Source organism: Phytoamicus setariae (genome assembly GCF_016722925.1).
Classification (GTDB): domain Bacteria; phylum Pseudomonadota; class Alphaproteobacteria; order Rhizobiales; family Rhizobiaceae; genus Rhizobium_E; species Rhizobium_E setariae.
The window spans coordinates 12,329-28,579 of record NZ_JAEQNC010000017.1; the positions used below are offsets into that span (position 1 = coordinate 12,329).

18 protein-coding genes are annotated in these 16,251 nt (G+C 60.9%); 9 read left to right on the forward strand and 9 right to left on the reverse strand.

The annotated features are described in order from the left end of the window. Positions 1–8 precede the first annotated feature (8 nt). Positions 9–503, forward strand: a complete 495-nt coding sequence (locus JJB09_RS23130; RefSeq protein WP_201663461.1) for a GAF domain-containing protein — start codon at positions 9–11, stop codon at positions 501–503. Positions 504–510: 7 nt separating this feature from the next. Here JJB09_RS23130 and JJB09_RS23135 read toward each other — a convergent pair whose 3' ends face one another. The 4 genes from JJB09_RS23135 to JJB09_RS23150 form a co-directional block, all read right to left on the reverse strand. Then, complete coding sequence (locus tag JJB09_RS23135) at positions 511–948, reverse strand: YqaA family protein (RefSeq protein ID WP_201663462.1); 438 nt, start codon at positions 946–948, stop codon at positions 511–513. Then, entirely contained in the window at positions 945–1,925 is a 981-nt protein-coding gene (locus JJB09_RS23140) for an endonuclease/exonuclease/phosphatase family protein (protein ID WP_201663463.1), read from the reverse strand. Before JJB09_RS23140 ends, JJB09_RS23135 begins: the two co-directional genes overlap by 4 nt. Before the next feature lie 255 nt (positions 1,926–2,180). Then, complete coding sequence (locus JJB09_RS23145) at positions 2,181–2,531, reverse strand: cupin domain-containing protein (RefSeq protein WP_201663464.1); 351 nt, start codon at positions 2,529–2,531, stop codon at positions 2,181–2,183. 145 nt (positions 2,532–2,676) lie between these two features. Further along, positions 2,677–3,567 carry an AraC family transcriptional regulator gene (locus JJB09_RS23150; RefSeq protein WP_201663465.1) on the reverse strand — a complete coding sequence of 297 codons (891 nt, stop codon included), beginning with the start codon at positions 3,565–3,567 and terminating at the stop codon, positions 2,677–2,679. Between the two features lie 100 nt (positions 3,568–3,667). Here JJB09_RS23150 and melA point away from each other — a divergent pair, with 100 nt between their 5' ends. Then, positions 3,668–5,020, forward strand: coding sequence for an alpha-glucosidase/alpha-galactosidase (gene melA / locus JJB09_RS23155; protein ID WP_201663466.1), 1,353 nt, complete (start codon positions 3,668–3,670; stop codon positions 5,018–5,020). 117 nt (positions 5,021–5,137) lie between these two features. On the opposite strand, the gene JJB09_RS23160 is transcribed toward melA, so the two are convergent. From JJB09_RS23160 to tesB, 3 genes are all read right to left on the reverse strand, one after another. Continuing rightward, entirely contained in the window at positions 5,138–6,499 is a 1,362-nt protein-coding gene (locus JJB09_RS23160; protein WP_201663467.1) for an ammonium transporter, read from the reverse strand. A gap of 30 nt (positions 6,500–6,529) precedes the next feature. Next, positions 6,530–6,880: a P-II family nitrogen regulator gene (locus JJB09_RS23165; RefSeq protein WP_281431860.1), complete on the reverse strand. Its 351-nt coding sequence runs from the start codon at positions 6,878–6,880 to the stop codon at positions 6,530–6,532. A gap of 224 nt (positions 6,881–7,104) precedes the next feature. Continuing rightward, positions 7,105–7,989: an acyl-CoA thioesterase II gene (tesB, locus tag JJB09_RS23170; RefSeq protein ID WP_201663469.1), complete on the reverse strand. Its 885-nt coding sequence runs from the start codon at positions 7,987–7,989 to the stop codon at positions 7,105–7,107. Positions 7,990–8,067: 78 nt separating this feature from the next. Here tesB and JJB09_RS23175 point away from each other — a divergent pair, with 78 nt between their 5' ends. From JJB09_RS23175 to JJB09_RS23205, 7 genes are all read left to right on the forward strand, one after another. Next, a complete protein-coding gene (locus JJB09_RS23175) occupies positions 8,068–9,282 on the forward strand; it encodes a ubiquinone biosynthesis hydroxylase (protein WP_201663470.1) in 1,215 nt (404 codons plus the stop codon). 114 nt (positions 9,283–9,396) lie between these two features. Next, positions 9,397–9,816 (forward strand): ribosome silencing factor, encoded by a 420-nt coding sequence (gene rsfS, locus JJB09_RS23180; protein ID WP_201663471.1) that lies wholly within the window; start codon positions 9,397–9,399, stop codon positions 9,814–9,816. A 109-nt stretch (positions 9,817–9,925) separates the two neighbouring features. Next, positions 9,926–10,408 carry a 23S rRNA (pseudouridine(1915)-N(3))-methyltransferase RlmH gene (rlmH, locus tag JJB09_RS23185; RefSeq protein ID WP_201663472.1) on the forward strand — a complete coding sequence of 161 codons (483 nt, stop codon included), beginning with the start codon at positions 9,926–9,928 and terminating at the stop codon, positions 10,406–10,408. 85 nt (positions 10,409–10,493) lie between these two features. After that, the gene (locus JJB09_RS23190; RefSeq protein WP_201663561.1) at positions 10,494–11,873 is read left to right on the forward strand and encodes a murein hydrolase activator EnvC family protein; all 1,380 of its coding nucleotides are present in this window, start codon (positions 10,494–10,496) and stop codon (positions 11,871–11,873) included. Beyond that, on the forward strand, positions 11,863–13,194 hold the full coding sequence (locus JJB09_RS23195; protein ID WP_201663473.1) for a S41 family peptidase: 1,332 nt from the start codon (positions 11,863–11,865) through the stop codon (positions 13,192–13,194). The genes JJB09_RS23190 and JJB09_RS23195 overlap by 11 nt, the downstream gene beginning before the upstream one ends. Positions 13,195–13,261: 67 nt before the next feature. After that, a complete protein-coding gene (locus tag JJB09_RS23200; protein ID WP_201663474.1) occupies positions 13,262–14,467 on the forward strand; it encodes a divergent polysaccharide deacetylase family protein in 1,206 nt (401 codons plus the stop codon). 147 nt (positions 14,468–14,614) lie between these two features. Then, entirely contained in the window at positions 14,615–15,139 is a 525-nt protein-coding gene (locus tag JJB09_RS23205) for an RNA pyrophosphohydrolase (RefSeq protein ID WP_201663475.1), read from the forward strand. A 71-nt stretch (positions 15,140–15,210) separates the two neighbouring features. On the opposite strand, the gene bfr is transcribed toward JJB09_RS23205, so the two are convergent. Both bfr and JJB09_RS23215 read right to left on the reverse strand, forming a co-directional pair. Further along, a complete protein-coding gene (bfr, locus tag JJB09_RS23210) occupies positions 15,211–15,696 on the reverse strand; it encodes a bacterioferritin (RefSeq protein WP_201663476.1) in 486 nt (161 codons plus the stop codon). 141 nt (positions 15,697–15,837) lie between these two features. Beyond that, positions 15,838–16,152, reverse strand: coding sequence for a (2Fe-2S)-binding protein (locus JJB09_RS23215; protein WP_201663477.1), 315 nt, complete (start codon positions 16,150–16,152; stop codon positions 15,838–15,840). Between the last annotated feature and the right edge of the window lie 99 nt (positions 16,153–16,251).

Genomic DNA, 16,251 nt, shown 5'->3' on the forward strand with positions numbered 1-16,251 from the left:
GACAGAACATGTACGCGGCACACGCAATCGATCACCACGACAAGCCCGCCTTTTACGATGAGCTCTGCGCCCAACTTGGTGCCCTGCTCGACGGCGAACTTGATCCGATCGCCAATGCGGCCAATGTTTCGGCCCTGATCAAGGAACTGGTGCCGGATCTCAACTGGGCCGGCTTCTACTTCCTGCGCGCTCCCGAGGAACTGGTGCTCGGCCCGTTTCAGGGCAAGGTCGCCTGCGTCCGCATCGCGGTCGGCAAGGGCGTGTGTGGCGCGGCGGTCGCGGAGCGGAAATCCATGTTGGTGGCCGATGTCCACGCATTTCCGGGCCATATCGCCTGCGATGCCGCCTCGCGCTCGGAACTCGTCGTGCCACTCATCCGCGATGGCGCCGTGTTCGGCGTACTCGATCTCGACAGCCCCCTGCCCGGCCGCTTCGATGCGGAAGACCAGGCAGGCTTCGAACGTCTGGCGGAGATCTATGTCAGGGCCAGTCGGCCGCTCTGATCTGCTATCACGTCATGTTGGTCGCCAGCGCCGCAACCGCGGCATAGCGTGCCGTCTTGGCCAGCGCGACCAGCAGTACGAACTTACCGATGGGTTCGCGCATCACGCCTGCGACCATGGTCAGCGGATCACCAATAACGGGCACCCAGCTCATCAGCAGGCTCCATTTGCCATAGCGCTGGTACCAGCCCTGTGCTCGCTCAAGCATGGCGGAGCCGACAGGAAACCAGCGTCGGTCGCGAAAGCGCTCGATGCCGCGCCCGAGCAGCCAGTTGATCACCGAACCCAGCACATTGCCGACACTCGCCGTCGCCACGAGAAGCACGACCGAATAGTCGGTGGTTGCCAGCAGCGTCGCCAGCACCGCTTCCGACTGCAATGGCAGGATGGAACCGGCAATCAATGCGGCCATAAACAGCCCGGCAAGGGTGGCGAGCAATGTCATCCGCGCACAGGTGCCGGGCGCGCGGCGACGGCATTGGCTTGCGGCCAACCGATATCGATGATGACAGGCAGGTGATTTGAGCCGAATTTCGGCCCGATGCGCCATTGCACCATGCCGACTACAGGCGAAAGCGCGACGTGATCGATGGTGACGCCGGCCGTCATCAGCGCCTCAAAGCGCATGCTGAACCGGGTTACAGCAGGCCAGGAGCGCCCCTGAAGGAATAGAAAACCCGTCTTGTCGAAGAACCCTCGGAAATAGGCTGACCATGGCGGCGTGTTCCAGTCTCCGGCCACGACAACAGGCACAGCCTTGGACTCCCTGGCGACATGATCGGCAAGCGTCTGGAGATAGAGATTGCGTTGCCGCCAGCGGCCCGGGCGGCGCGGGGTGTCGGGGTGTACTGCATAGACGACAAGCGGCCCGTTGGGCGTATCGATGACGACGCGCAGCGGGTGACGATAAAGCGGTTCTGCGCCGATATCCTCCTTTACAGTCGCCTCCGAGCGAATGGGAAAGCGGCTGAAGATCTTCATATCGTCGGTATCGACAAGATCTCCGCTATTCTCGAACGGTAAAAACCCGGCTTCGCGGATTGCCTTCTCAAAGCGCGGTCGCGTCTCCTGGGTGACGACGATATCCGGCTGCTGGCTGACCAGAAACGACACGAACTCCCTGGGGTCGGGATTGTCGACATACAGATTGGCGGTGATCAGCCTGAGCTTGCGTTCGGAAACGGCGTCGGGCGCAGCCGGCAGAGCAATAACCGGCACCAGGGACACGGCAAGCGTGACCGCAGCCAGAATTTTGCCCGCCCAGCCCGGAATGAACAGCGAAACTACAAGCAGCAGTGCGGCCAGCAGGATGGCGAACAACCAGAAGAAGGTCGCCACATCCAAGAGCCAGACATCGCGGCCAAGCGACAGCGTCACCGCCAGCCCGCAAAGGAAAAGCGCTTCAACGATGATGAAGGTCATCTGCAACACGTGGCCGGAACCTCGAAATATGGGTCAGTGTGCGATCACTTCCGACACTATCGTAGGCATGCCAATAGCGCCGGACACCGACAATGTCAATTAGACACACAAAATGCGAAGCAATATCAGTGAATTAACCGGAAAAAGCGAAACCAGCGGCGCAGTCCAGAGCACAGCATTGCTGATGCCGCTTGCCCCTCAGCCTAACCCTCTCCCCACAGGCGGGGGAGAGGGAAACCGAGAGGCCGCCAAAAATCAGAGCTTGATGGCGAAATGCTTGCGGATGGTTTCCTCGATCTTCCAGAGCCCCTTGAAACCCGGCTCGACCACGAAGGCATCGCCCGGTCCCAGCACTACAGGGACGCCGCCATCTGGCGTGATCGTCATCTTTCCCTGCATGACATGCACGAATTCGTAGTCGGTATAGGTGGCATGGTAGGTGCCAGGCGTCGCTTCCCAGTAACCGGAAATCATGCTGCCGTCGTTGGACGTATGCAGCACCCAGGTCTTCATGCTTGGCGTCCCCTCAACGACAACCCAGCCGTCGAGATCCGTCGTCACCGGCTCCTGAGCGTCCTTGCCAACCAGCTTTACAATCGTATCCATCGTGTTCTTCCCTCTCCACTTGGGTGCGGTTATCGCGGCCGCACGCCCGGCGTCAGGTGTCGCACACAGATTGAAAAGGGCAAGGTCGAAAATGTCCTCCCGGTGTCGCTTTCCGGCTTGACCCGGGCGGGATGTCCGGCTGGTCTCATCTGCCAATATCGGGCGCGGCGGGATCGAAATACATGCCGGAGGAACGGAACTCGCCCGGACTGACCCCGAAGACCCGGCGGAACGCCTTGCCGAAGTAGTTGGGATCGTCAAAGCCAACCTCAGCGGCGATCTGCTTGACCGGCATGGAGCCGGCACCAACAAGCAGCCGCGCCGCCCGCCGCATCTTTTCCTGCAGCACATATTCCGCCGGCGGCAGGCCGACCGCAGCGGCAAAACGCCGGGAAAAATGCGCCCGACTGAGACCCGCCACGGCAGCCATCGCATCGATATCCAGCTTTTCGGCCAGGTGCGACGCCACATGGGCAATGACCCGCGACAGCTCCGGCGCCATCGGCTGCTCCGACACATCGGTGCCGAACACATCGGCAAACAGCACCATCACCGCCTCATAGGCGAGCGCCGAGGCACGCGGCGCGCTGTCGCCGGCTTCGCCCTCCAGACGCAGGCAAAGATCGGCAAGCCGGTCGATGCTCTGCGGTTTCGGACGGAACACCGGCCCGACTGCCGTTGAAATCAGCGCATGGATGCGAATGGCCTCGGCGCCGCTCATCGAGATCCAGAAGAATTCCCAGCCTTGGCCCTGATCAAGCCAGTAGCGATGCCGATGCGGCACGGTCAGGATCATTGCCTCGCCCGTCGACACCGAAAGCCGGCGCCCCTCGTAAGCGAGATTGCCCTGCCCCGCGAGCGTGAACTGGAAGATGGTGAAGGGCGTCTGGCCGCGCTTCAGCCCATCCCAGTCATAGCCGGGCCCTTCGCGACGCTCATAGCCGGCGCTGGTCGGCATGACATGCAGAGGATGGCGCGCACGCGGCAGCGATACGCTGCGCATCATCGGCCCACGCGCGATCAGATCAGACAGCATGATATTACCCTCGATAGCACAGACACCCTCTTATTCCCGAAATATCAGCAAATTATAAGTGGATTTTCTACACGCGCAGATATCAGGGAGTGAGCACGAAATGGCAAGCAATCCGAAAATCGCCTTCATCGGCGCCGGATCGACGGTGTTCATGAAGAACATCGTCAGCGACATCCTGCAACGGCCGGCGCTCTCGGGCGCGACGATCGCGCTGATGGACATCAATCCCGAACGGCTGGCGGAAAGCGCCGTCGTCGCCGGCAGGATCGTTGCGACGCTCGGCGTGCCGGCGACGGTCGAAACCCATGCCAGCCAACGCCGCGCGCTTGACGCGGCGGACTTCGTCATCGTCGCCTTCCAGATCGGCGGCTATGAGCCCTGCACCGTCATCGATTTCGAGTTGCCGAAGAAGTATGGTCTGCGCCAGACCATCGCCGACACCCTCGGCATCGGCGGCATCATGCGCGGCCTACGCACGGTGCCGCATCTGTGGTCGATCTGCGAGGACATGCTGGACGTCTGCCCGAACGCCATCCTGCTGCAATATGTCAACCCGATGGCGATCAATACCTGGGCGATCGCCGAAAAATACCCTGCCATCCGGCAGGTCGGCCTGTGCCATTCCGTACAGGGCACCGCCTGGGAACTGGCGCGCGATCTCGACATCCCGGTTTCGGAAATCCGCTATCGCGCCGCCGGCATCAATCACATGGCCTTCTACCTCAATTTCGAGCACCGACAGCCGGATGGATCCTATCGGAACCTCTACCCGGACCTGCTGGCCGGCTATCGCGAGGGTCGTTTCCCCAAGCCCAGCCACTGGAACCCGCGCTGCCCTAACAAGGTGCGCTACGAGATGCTGACCCGGCTCGGCTATTTCGTCACCGAGAGTTCCGAGCATTTCGCCGAATATACGCCGTGGTTCATCAAGGACGGCCGCGAGGACCTGATCGAGAAGTTCGGCATTCCGCTTGACGAATACCCGAAGCGCTGTGTTGAGCAGATCGCCCGCTGGAAGACAGAAGCCGAAGCACTGAAGAATGCCGACACGATCGAGATTCGCGAAAGCCACGAATATGCCTCCGAAATCGTCAATTCCGTCTGGGCCGGCCAACCTTCGGTCATCTACGGCAATGTTAGGAACAACGGCTGCATCAGCTCGCTGCCGGCAAACTGCGCTGCCGAGGTGCCTTGTCTTGTCGATGCCAACGGCATACAGCCGACGTTCATCGGCGAGCTGCCCACCCAACTGACCGCGCTGATCCGCACCAACATCAACGTGCAGGAACTGACGGTGAAGGCGCTGACGACCGAGGACCGCGAACACATCTATCACGCCGCAATGATGGATCCGCACACGGCCGCCGAACTCGATCTCGACCAAATCCGGACGCTCACCGACGAACTCTTGAAAGCGCATGGCGAGTGGCTGCCGGAATGGGCGCGGGGATAACGGCACCTTCGAATAAAAAGAGCCCGAAGCTTTCGCTCCGGGCCAAGACGACACGGCCTCTCATGTGACCGCGACGGGATGGCTGCGGCGCCGGATGATGACGCCGCAAATTCTGGCTTAGCCGTGATAGGCGGCTTCGCCGTGAGCGGAGAGGTCGAGGCCTTCGCGCTCGGACTCGACGGTCACACGCAGGCCGACGATCAGGTCGACGAGCTTGTAGAGGATCGCCGAGGCCACCACCGTCCAGGCGATGGTGATGGCGACGGCCTGCACCTGAACCATGAACTGGCCGCCCATCGTCTGTTCGCCGACATAGCCGATGCCGCCGAGCGAGGACGAGGCGAGGATGCCGGTCGCCAGCGCGCCGAACAGGCCGCCGATGCCATGGACGCCGAACACGTCGGCGGTGTCATCGTAGCCGAACTTGTTCTTCACCACGGAGACGAAGAAATAGCACAACGGCGACACCAGAATGCCGAGAACGATGGCACCCATCGGGCCGACGATGCCGGCAGCCGGGGTGACTGCGACCAGGCCGGCGATCATGCCGGAAGCTGCGCCGAGCATCGACGCCTTGCCGCGGGTGACGGCTTCTACAGCCGACCAGGAAAGGATTGCGGCGGCAGTGGCGATGAAGGTGTTGACGGCGGCCAGCATCGCGCCGCCCGAAGCCTCGAGGTTGGAGCCGCAGTTGAAGCCGAACCAGCCGACCCAGAGCATGGCGGCGCCGACATAGGTGAGCGTCATCGAGTGCGGCGCCATCATATCCTTGCCGAAGCCGGTGCGCTTGCCGACCATGATCGCACCGACAAGACCAGCGAAGCCAGCATTGATGTGCACGACGGTGCCGCCAGCAAAATCAAGCGCGCCGAGGCCGAAGAGATAGCCCTTGGAATCCCAGACCATGTGGGCGATCGGGAAATAGACGACCGTGACCCAGAGCAGGCAGAAAACCACGGCGGCGGAAAACTTGATGCGCTCGGCAAACGCGCCGAGGATCAGCGCCGGGGTGATGGCCGCAAACGTCATCTGGAACAGCATGAAGATGTATTCGGGAATGACCGCCTTGGAGAAGGTCGCCGACACCGTTGTCATGTCGACGGTATTGAGGAACATCTTGGCGGTACCGCCCCAGATGGCGCTTTCGCCGCCACCAAAGGCAAAGGAATAGCCGTAGAGGACCCAGACGATCATGATCGCGGCAGCCACGACGGTGCACTGCATCAGCACCGACAGCATGTTCTTGGCGCGCACGAGGCCACCATAGAACAGGCCGAGGCCGGGAACGGCCATGAACAGCACGAGGATCGTGCACAGGAACATGAAGGCGGTGTCGCCCTTGTCCGGCACGACCGGGGCTGCCGCTTCTGCGGCGGCGGGTGCAGCGGCTTCCTGGGCAAACGCGATGGCCGGGGCCAGCGCAACGCCGAGCGTGAGCCACGCGCGGCCGACAGATGATGTGAGCTTAGAGAAAGACATCAGGTAAAACTCCCCTGCAAGTTCCGGCTGTCAGAGCGCTTCGGAATCGGTTTCGCCGGTGCGGATACGCACGGCATGGTCAATCGAGTAGACAAAGATCTTGCCATCGCCGATCTGGCCGGTTTTGGCGGCACCCGCGATAGCCTCGACCGCCTGGTCGACAGCGTCGCCCGGCACGGCGAGCTCGATCTTGAGCTTTGGCAGGAAGCTGACGGCATATTCCGTGCCGCGATAGATTTCGGTATGTCCCTTCTGCCGTCCGTAACCCTTGACCTCGGTCACGGTCAGGCCCTGGATGCCGACAGCGGTAAGCGCCTCGCGCACTTCGTCCAGTTTGAACGGCTTGATTATGGCCATCACTATTTTCATCTGGTTTCCCATCCTTTGACGAACATTTGCGGCAGCGGGCCGCCTCTCCGTTATCGCGGGCCAACCTTGCGCGCCTTCCCGTGACTGCAGATAGGAATACAAACGCCGTGCCAGTTTCGTTGACCGAAACTAACCGATTGAAAAGTAATATGATTATTCGGTAGCAATGAAAAACGGACGCCGCCCGCGTCCGCAATTGCTTAAATTTTGCTCAATGAAAAACAGATGCGCAATTATTAATCATTTGCCCGATTACGAATCAGCCCCTCCTGGGCCATCGAGGCAATGATGCGTCCAGAACGGCTGAAGATGGTGCCGCGGCTCAGTCCGCGCGCGCCGCCGCCGAACGGGCTATCCTGCGTGTAGAGGAACCAGTCGTCGACCGTCTCGGCACTATGAAACCACATGGAATGGTCCAGGCTCGCCACCTGCAGCGAGCGATCGAAGACGGAACGGCCATGCGGAAAGAGCGAGGTATCCAGCAAGGTCATGTCGGAAAGGTAGGCCAGGAACGCCGATTGCAAGGCCCGGTCGCCCGGAAATCTACCGTTCGGCCGCACCCATACATGTTGCAGGGCCGGCAGCGGCTCGTCGGAAACATAATGGGTCATCGAAACCGGGCGCATCTCGAAGGGACGCTCGCGCAGCCAGTAGCGCTTGACGTGCTCGGGTGCACCCTGGAGGAATTTCTCGGCGACGGTGGCGGGGTCATCGAGCGTTTCGGGCGCCGGCACGTCTGGCATGTTGGACTGGTGGACAAAACCCGGCTCATCGACCTGGAACGAGGCCGACAGCGTGAAGATCGGTTTGCCGTGCTGGATCGCCACGACGCGGCGCGTGGTGAAACTCGCGCCGTCGCGAATACGCTCGACTTCGTAGAGAATCGGCACTGCGGGATCGCCGGGCCGGAGGAAATAGCTGTGCAACGAGTGCACGAAGCGGTCCGCCACGACGGTGCGCTGCGCGGCGACCAGCGCCTGGGAGATGACCAGTCCGCCGAACACGCGCTGCCAGCCGACATTCGGACCTATGCCGCGAAACAGGTTCTCTTCGATCTTTTCAAGGTCGAGAATGCCGATCAGATGTTCCATGTTGCTCACGACGATATCTGGGCGCGTCATTTTGGCATTCTCCGGCAGTTTCTTCGCAGGTGCACATCCTCTATACTCCATGACAATTCATCATCAAGGGAGTTTCCAATGCTCGATATTCTGGTTGCCGGCGGCGGCTACACCGGCCTCTCGGTTGCCGTATCGATCAAGAAGGCCGCGCCGCACCTGAATATCATGGTTGTGGATGGCGCACCCGACGGCGCCTGGCAGAAAGACGGCCGGGCTTCTGCTATCGCCGCTGCCGCCTCGCGATTGCTCGATGCGCTCGGCGTCTGGAGCGAAATCCTGCCGAAGGCGCAGCCGATCAACAGCATGGTCATCACCGATTCGCGAACTGCAGACCCGGTTCGGCCCGTTTTCCTGACATTCGACGGCAATGTCGCCGACGGCGAGCCCTTCGCCCATATGGTTCCCAACCCGGCAATGGTCGGCCCATTGATCGAAATGGCGAAATCCCTCGGCGTCGAACTGCGTTACTCCACCACCGTCGACGGCTTCAGGAGCGGCCCAGGCTCCGTCAATGCGCATCTGTCCAGCGGCGAAACGCTGGCCGCGCGCCTGCTCGTCGCCTGCGATGGCGTGAAATCCAAACTGCGCGAAATCGCCGGCATCAAGACCGTGAATTTCGATTACGGCCAATCGGGCATCGTCACCACGGTCGAGCACGAACGGCCGCATGGCGGCGTCGCCGAGGAGCATTTCCTCCCCGCCGGCCCATTCGCCATTCTGCCGCTTCCGGACAACCGCTCCTCCCTGGTTTGGACCGAACGCACCCATGACGCCGACAGGCTGGTTGCATCGGACGACCTCGTCTTCGAGGAAGAGCTCGAGCGCCGTTTCGGCCACAAGCTCGGCACGCTGAAAGTGGTCTCCGGCCGGCGGGCGTTTCCGCTTGGGCTGACGCTGGCACGCGCCTTCGTCGCCGAACGTTTCGCGCTTGCAGGCGATGCGGCCCACGGCATTCACCCGATATCTGGCCAAGGCCTCAATCTCGGTTTCAAGGATGTGGCCGCGCTCGCCGAGACAATCGTGGATGCCGATCGGCTTGGCCTCGACATTGGTTCGCTTGCCGTGCTGGAACGCTACCAGTCCTGGCGCCGCTTCGACACATTCCGCATGGGTGTGACCACCGACGTGCTGAACCGTCTGTTCTCCAACGACATCACCCCGATACGGGTCGCCCGTGATTTCGGACTCGGGCTTGTCGAACGGATGCCGACGCTAAAGAGCTTCTTCATCCGGCAAGCCGCCGGCGTCAGCAGCGAGGGCAACCCGAAGCTGTTGCAGGGCGTACTTCCCTGACCGGCCGGGAAAATAGTTAACGTCCTTGTCTTGAAAGTTTTATGGATTGGTGACTATCTTGAGTGATCCGGGTGCGTCGCATTCGGGCGCTTGTTCTGTTCAAGATAGAAAGGAATGACACTGTCAACAGTACACGCAAAAGGAGGGGCACCATTCGCCTACTCCAAGAGCATGGAACGCGGTAACGATACCGCCGCCAGCGCTCTCAAGCTGGTCCTCGAAAGCCTTGAGGACTCGAAAGCAGAAAACATAACCTCAATCAACATCACCGGCAAATCCGCGCTCGGCGACTTCATGGTCGTTGTGTCCGGTCGCTCGAACAGGCACGTGGCCGCAATCGCCGACCACCTGCTCGACGACATCAAGGCCGGCGGCATGGGTTCTGCGCGCGTCGAAGGTCTGGAGACCGGCGACTGGGTGCTGATCGATGCCGGTGACATCATCGTCCACATCTTCCGTCCGGAAATCCGCGAGTTCTATAACATCGAGAAGATGTGGGCCGCGCCGGATCTCGAAGAGGGAACGGTGCACTAGCATGCCGACGCTCGCCGCTTAAAACGGCAGCGGGTATTGATCGCCAGAAACGCTGCGGAAGGTGCGCCTTCCGCAAGATGTAAATTCGGTCCGGAATTGGAGTGCCAACATGCGGATTTCCCTATTCGCGGTGGGCAGGTTGAAGAACGGGCCCGAAAAAGAGTTGGCCGAGCGGTATTTCGACCGCTTCGCCAAGGCTGGGCCTGCTGTCGGCCTGGAACTTGCCAGGATCAACGAAATCAATGAGAGCCGTGCCGGTAACGCCGAAACGCGTAAGCGGGAAGAGGCTACCCATCTCGAGAAGATGCTGGCCGACGGCGCGCTGCTGGTGCTGCTCGACGAGCGGGGCAAGGCGCTCGACAGCCCCGGCTTTGCCGACCTTGTCGGCACTATCCGCGACCAGGGAAAGCGCGAACTCGTCGTCGCGATCGGTGGCCCTGATGGGCTTGACCCGGCGCTGGCGGCCCGCGCCGACCACATGCTGTGCTTCGGCAAGATGACCTGGCCCCACCAGATGGTGCGGGTGATGATTGCCGAACAGCTCTACCGGGCCGTGACCATCCTTTCCGGCCATCCCTACCACCGGGTTTGACACAATCAAATCGTTTGGCCCCCGGCGCAAATCAGCATAACATTCGCCGGATTTTTCAGGCTGGATACGGCATTCTCTGGTGCGCATGAATTTTTTCGAACGACAGATCAGGACGGGCGGCGCATTTGCGCTGGCGCTGATGCTGTCGGCGCCACCCTTGGGCGCAATGGCGCAGGAAGCCACCCCGATTCCGCCAACGACGGTCAATGCCGAAGGCGTCCTGACCATCCGTCGCAACGCCACGGAAAGCGAACTCCGGGAACTGGCAAAATCACTTGCCGAAGCCAAGGAGCGCAGCGAGGCGCTTGCCGTTAGTCTGGCCGGCATCGAGAAGACGACAGCGGGGATCCGTACGGCGCTCGTCGATTCAGCGGCAAAACGCAAGGGCCTGGAACGGCAGGTGCTCGCTGACGAGCGCCGGCTGAAGGAACTCGAGGAAAGCCAGAGCAAGGTCAAGGCGTCGTTGCATTCGCGGCGAGGCCTGCTTTCCGAAGTGCTTGCCGCACTCCAGCGCATGGGGCGCAATCCACCGCCCGCACTGTTGGTGACGCCCGACGACGCATTGTCTTCGGTGCGCAGTGCCATCCTGCTTGGGGCCGTGGTGCCCGGCATTCGCGGCGAAACCGAAAAGCTCGCCGCCGACCTCTTGTCGCTTGGCAAGTTACGCACCGAGATCGCAGCGCAAAAGGAAAGCTACGTCAAGACGATGGCTTCCGCGCTCGAAGAAGAGAAGCGCATGGCGGCGCTGATCGCCGAAAACGACAAGCTATCCACCAGCAATCGTACAGAGCTGGCCAAGGAACGTAAGCGCGCCGAGCAACTGGCCGCGCGCGCCACCAGCCTCGAAGGCCTGATATCGTCGCTCGAGCGTGACATCGCGTCGGCCCGCGAGGCAGCGGCGCTGGCCAAAGCCGAGGACCTCAGGCGCCAGAACCTTTCGGCGGCGGAAATCGAGAAGGCCAAGCGCGAGGCCGCCACCGGGTTGCCCGACAAAAACCGCATTGCTCCAGCATATGCGTTTTCGACGCTGACGGCGAAGCTGGACCTGCCGGTGGCAGGTGACGTGCTTCGCTCTTTCGGCGACGAGGACGGCACTGGACATGCCGCACAGGGCTTGACGGTTGCCGCGGGGCCGGGTCTTGTGGTGACAGCGCCGGCTGATGGCTGGGTGATGTTTGCAGGGCCTTTCCGCAGCTATGGCCAGATGGTCATCATGAATGCGGGAGAGAACTATCACATCGTTCTTTCCGGCATGGACATGGTGACGGCACGCCAGGGGCAGTTCGTCGTCGCCGGCGAGCCGATCGGCCAGATGGGCGCAAAGAGAATCGCAAGCGCGGCCGGTCTTAATCTGGTAACGGACCGTCCGACATTGTACATAGAATTCCGAAAGGACGGAAAACCGGTCGATTCGCGACCCTGGTGGTCCGCCAAAGACCTGGGAAAGGCCCGAAATGATACGTAAAACTTCTTTGGTGCTACTCGGTGCGTTGATGGGTTCGACGGCGATGATGGCGGTCTATTCCGTCGTTGCGCCTGCCGAAGCTGCCGGGTCATCGACCTACCGTGAACTTAGCATTTTCGGCGAAGTCTTCGAACGCGTGCGGGCGCAATACGTCACCCCGCCGAACGAGGAAAAGCTCGTGGAATCCGCCATCAACGGCATGTTGACGTCGCTGGATCCGCATTCGAGCTACATGAACGCCAAGGACGCCGACGATATGCGTACCCAGACGCGCGGCGAATTCGGCGGTCTCGGCATAGAAGTGACGATGGAGAACGACCTGGTCAAGGTCATCACACCGATCGACGATACCCCTGCTTCGAAAGCCGGCGTGCTGGCGGGCGACCTGATCTCCAAGATCGATGGCGCCGACGTCCGTGGCCTGAAGCTGGAAGACGCGGTTGACAAGATGCGCGGCGAGGTCGGCACGCCGATCAAGCTGACGATCCTGCGCAAGGGCGCAGACAAGCCGATCGACATCACCATCAAGCGTGACATCATCGCGGTTCAGGCTGTCAAGGTGCGTGTCGAAGGCGACGTTGGCTACCTCCGCGTCATTTCCTTCACTGAGAAGACTTATGACGACCTGAAGAAGGCAATCGAAAAGATCCAGGCGCAGGTGCCGAACGACAAGCTCAAGGGCTATGTCCTCGATCTTCGCCTCAATCCGGGCGGCCTGCTCGATCAGGCGATCAACGTCTCCGACGCTTTCCTCAACAAGGGCGAGATCGTTTCGACGCGCGGCCGTGTCGAAAGCGAAACCCGTCGATTCTCGGCCACCGACGGCGAACTAGTCAACGGCAAGCCGGTGATCGTGCTCGTCAATGGCGGCTCGGCATCGGCCTCGGAAATCGTTGCCGGTGCGCTGCAGGATCTCAAGCGCGCCACCATTCTCGGTACGCGCTCGTTCGGCAAGGGGTCGGTCCAGACGATCATCCCGCTCGGCGACAATGGCGCATTGCGGCTGACGACGGCGCTCTACTACACGCCATCAGGCAAATCGATCCAGGGCATCGGTATCTCCCCCGACATCAAGGTCGAGGAACCGATCCCGGCCGAACTGCAGGGCAAGATCGAGAAAGCCGCTGAATCGTCGCTGACCGGCCATATCAAGGGCCAGAACGAGACCGACGAAGGCTCCGGCTCGCAGGCCTATGTGCCGCCGGATCCGAAGAACGACGTGCAGCTGAATTACGCACTCGATCTTCTGCGCGGCAAGAAGACCGATGCGGCCTTCCCGCCGGACCAGACCAAGGCGGTCGCCGCCGAACAGGCCAAGTAACAACCGTGCGGCGGGATCCAACGATCCCGCCGCTCCACATTTCCCAGCAAGGGCAGGCGGTCACCCTTTGAGTTCCGGCATTCACACCCCCCTGGGCAAAGACAGAAAACCTTCTTCCGCAAGGCCGCGCTTCCTCACCGCTGGCCGGCTCTTGGTTGCCACCGGCATCATCGTTGTGCTTGGAGGGTCCATTTACCCGCTGATAGCGCCAGAAAAGCTGGCGAAGCCCGAAGCCCTCGTCGCCGATGCGGTCAATGCCGGCGTGCAGGAAGATCAGAATTCACCAGAGACGGCGGGTTCCGAGACTGATCCCAAGCAATTCGACAAGCTCAAGCGCTCCAGGCCGCTCGATGGCGCCAATGTCGACAGGCAGGTTCTCGAAGATGGAACGGTCGTCACCAAGATCACGCCGAAAAGCCGCGACAAGAGTGGCCCGATCGTTATCGATGCAAAGGCCAATGCCGCGCAGGACCCGCGCAACTCGACCTTCCCTGACGAGGCGCTTGTACAAGAAACCCCTAACGGCAAACTGCCTGTTGTCGCCGCCGATGGCACCCGTCCGGTCGAGCGCTACGCCCGGCCGTGGTCCGGCGCGCGGGGCACCCGCATTGCCATCGTCGTGGGCGGCCTCGGCCTAAGCCAGACCGGCACGCTGCGGGCGCTGAAAATGCTGCCGGAAGAAGTCACTGTCGCGTTCGCTTCGAATGGCAATTCGTTGGCCCGCTGGATGCCGGAAGCCCGGCGCGGCGGCCATGAGGTGCTGCTGCAGGTTCCGCTCGAGCCGTTCGACTACCCCGACAACGATCCCGGCCCGCTGACGCTGCTGCACAGCAATTCCGAAGCGAAGAACCTGTCGCTACTGCATAAGTCGATGGCCAAGACGACCAATTATACCGGCGTGATGAACTATCTTGGCGGCCGCCTGCTCGCCGATCCGTCAGCGTTGGAGCCAGTCATGCGCGACATCGGCGAACGCGGCCTTCTGTTTCTGGACGACGGTTCGTCGGCGCAGTCGCAATCCGGCACTTATGCGAAAGCATTTGCGATGCCGCACGCCTTTGCCGACATCGTACTGGACAACGAGGTTAATCGCTCAGCGATTCTGAAAAAGCTCGACGAACTGGAGCGGGTCGCACTCCGCAAGGGCAGCGCGGTCGGCGTGGCCTCCGCGTTTGACGAAAGCGTCGATGCGGTGACGGAATGGGCGCGTCAGGCGGGCGGCCGCGGCATCGAAATCGTCGGTGTGTCGGCATTGGCCGAAGTTCCGAACTGAGTTTGAATTCCACCCGCATCCTAGCCCTCTCCCCGCAAGCGGAGAGACTAGAGGCGACGGCGGCACCACAATTCCCTTCTACCGGTTTTAACGGGGAGAAGGTGGCGGCAGCCGGGTGAGGGACACACCACATTGATGGAGATCATTATGACCAAGAAAATCAAAGCCGAAGACCTCCCCTACCGTCCCTGCGTCGGCATTATGGTGCTCAACCGCGATGGCTTGGTCTGGGCTGGCAAGAGGACGCCGATCGGAAACTCGGAATATGACGGTTCGCCACAGCTCTGGCAGATGCCGCAAGGTGGCATCGACAAGGGGGAAGATCCCGAAGCAGCGTCTCTGCGCGAACTCTATGAGGAAACCGGCATGCGAACAGTCAAGCTGGTCGGCCGCGCGAAGGGCTGGATCAACTACGACCTGCCGGAAGATCTGATCGGCATCGGCCTCAAGGGCAAATATCGCGGCCAGACGCAGGCCTGGTTCGCCTATCGCTTCGAGGGGGATGATAGCGAAATCCAGATCGCCCCGCCGCCCGGCGGCCACGACCAGGAATTCGACGAATGGGCCTGGAGGCGCATGGAGGATCTTCCGGGGCTGATCGTCCCCTTCAAGCGCGCGGTCTACGACCAGGTTGTCGCCGAATTCGCCTATCTCTCAGGTGTGAAGGCTTGAACGCAACCGTAACAAATAAGCCCGCCGACATCCGTCAGGCGGGCTTATTTGTTTTGGGAGTGCCGATGCGCTTACTCGGCTTCGTTTGCCGGCTCGGCGTTCAACTGGCCATACTTTTCTTCGCCAAGCTTGGCGAGCAGATCGAGTTGCGTTTCCAGGAAGTCGATATGACCCTCCTCGTCCGCCAGCAATTCCTCGAACAGCTTCATTGAAACATAGTCGCCGGCTGCATGACAGATATCACGCGACTGCTTGTAGGCGGTACGGGCATCATACTCGCCGGCGAGATCGGCTTCCAGCACTTCCTTGATGTTCTGACCGATCCGGAGGGGAGCCAACGTCTGCAGATTGGGATGACCTTCGAGGAAAATGATGCGGGCAACCAGACGGTCCGCGTGGTGCATTTCTTCGATGGATTCGGCCCGCTCCTTCTTGGCCAGCTTCTGGTAGCCCCAGTCCTCCAGCAGCCGGTAATGGACCCAATACTGGTTGACGGCACCGAGTTCCAAGAACAGCGCCTGATTCAGCCGTTCGATGACTTTCGCATCACCCTTCATGGCAGATAACTCCCTTTTGGCTTGAATGAAGACATAAAAACAGGATCGCACGGGAAAGTCGAGCGCGAATTAGAATGATTCAAATAGGGTACTGGAGCGACGATGTTGGGTGCGCCGCAACGCTTCCAGTCGCTGGGAAAATCAGGCGGCGCGGACGGCGGTCCGCTGGCGGCGCTCGATGATCGCGGTCTTCTGCTCGATATGGAACACCTTAAGGCGCTCCATGAAATCGATGACTTCGACGCTTTCAGCGTCGCGGGCCGCATGATATTCTTGGGTTGTCTTGACGATGATGTCGACGACATTCGGAAAGCAGCCGCAGCAACGGCCACGCTTCTGCATGGCATGATAGACCTTGCCCGGAACGATCAGCTGCCAACAGTCTTCATCAAGAAGCGATACGATTACATCCCTGATGTCGTTGTCAGTTATGATATTGCAGCTGCATACCATCATGTCCGGCAAATCCGCATAAACTCTAACCTAATCCCTTTAATCAAAAGGGGAGTGGTTGTGTCAAGATAACTTATGCCCCAATGCCCACAATTTCGAGCC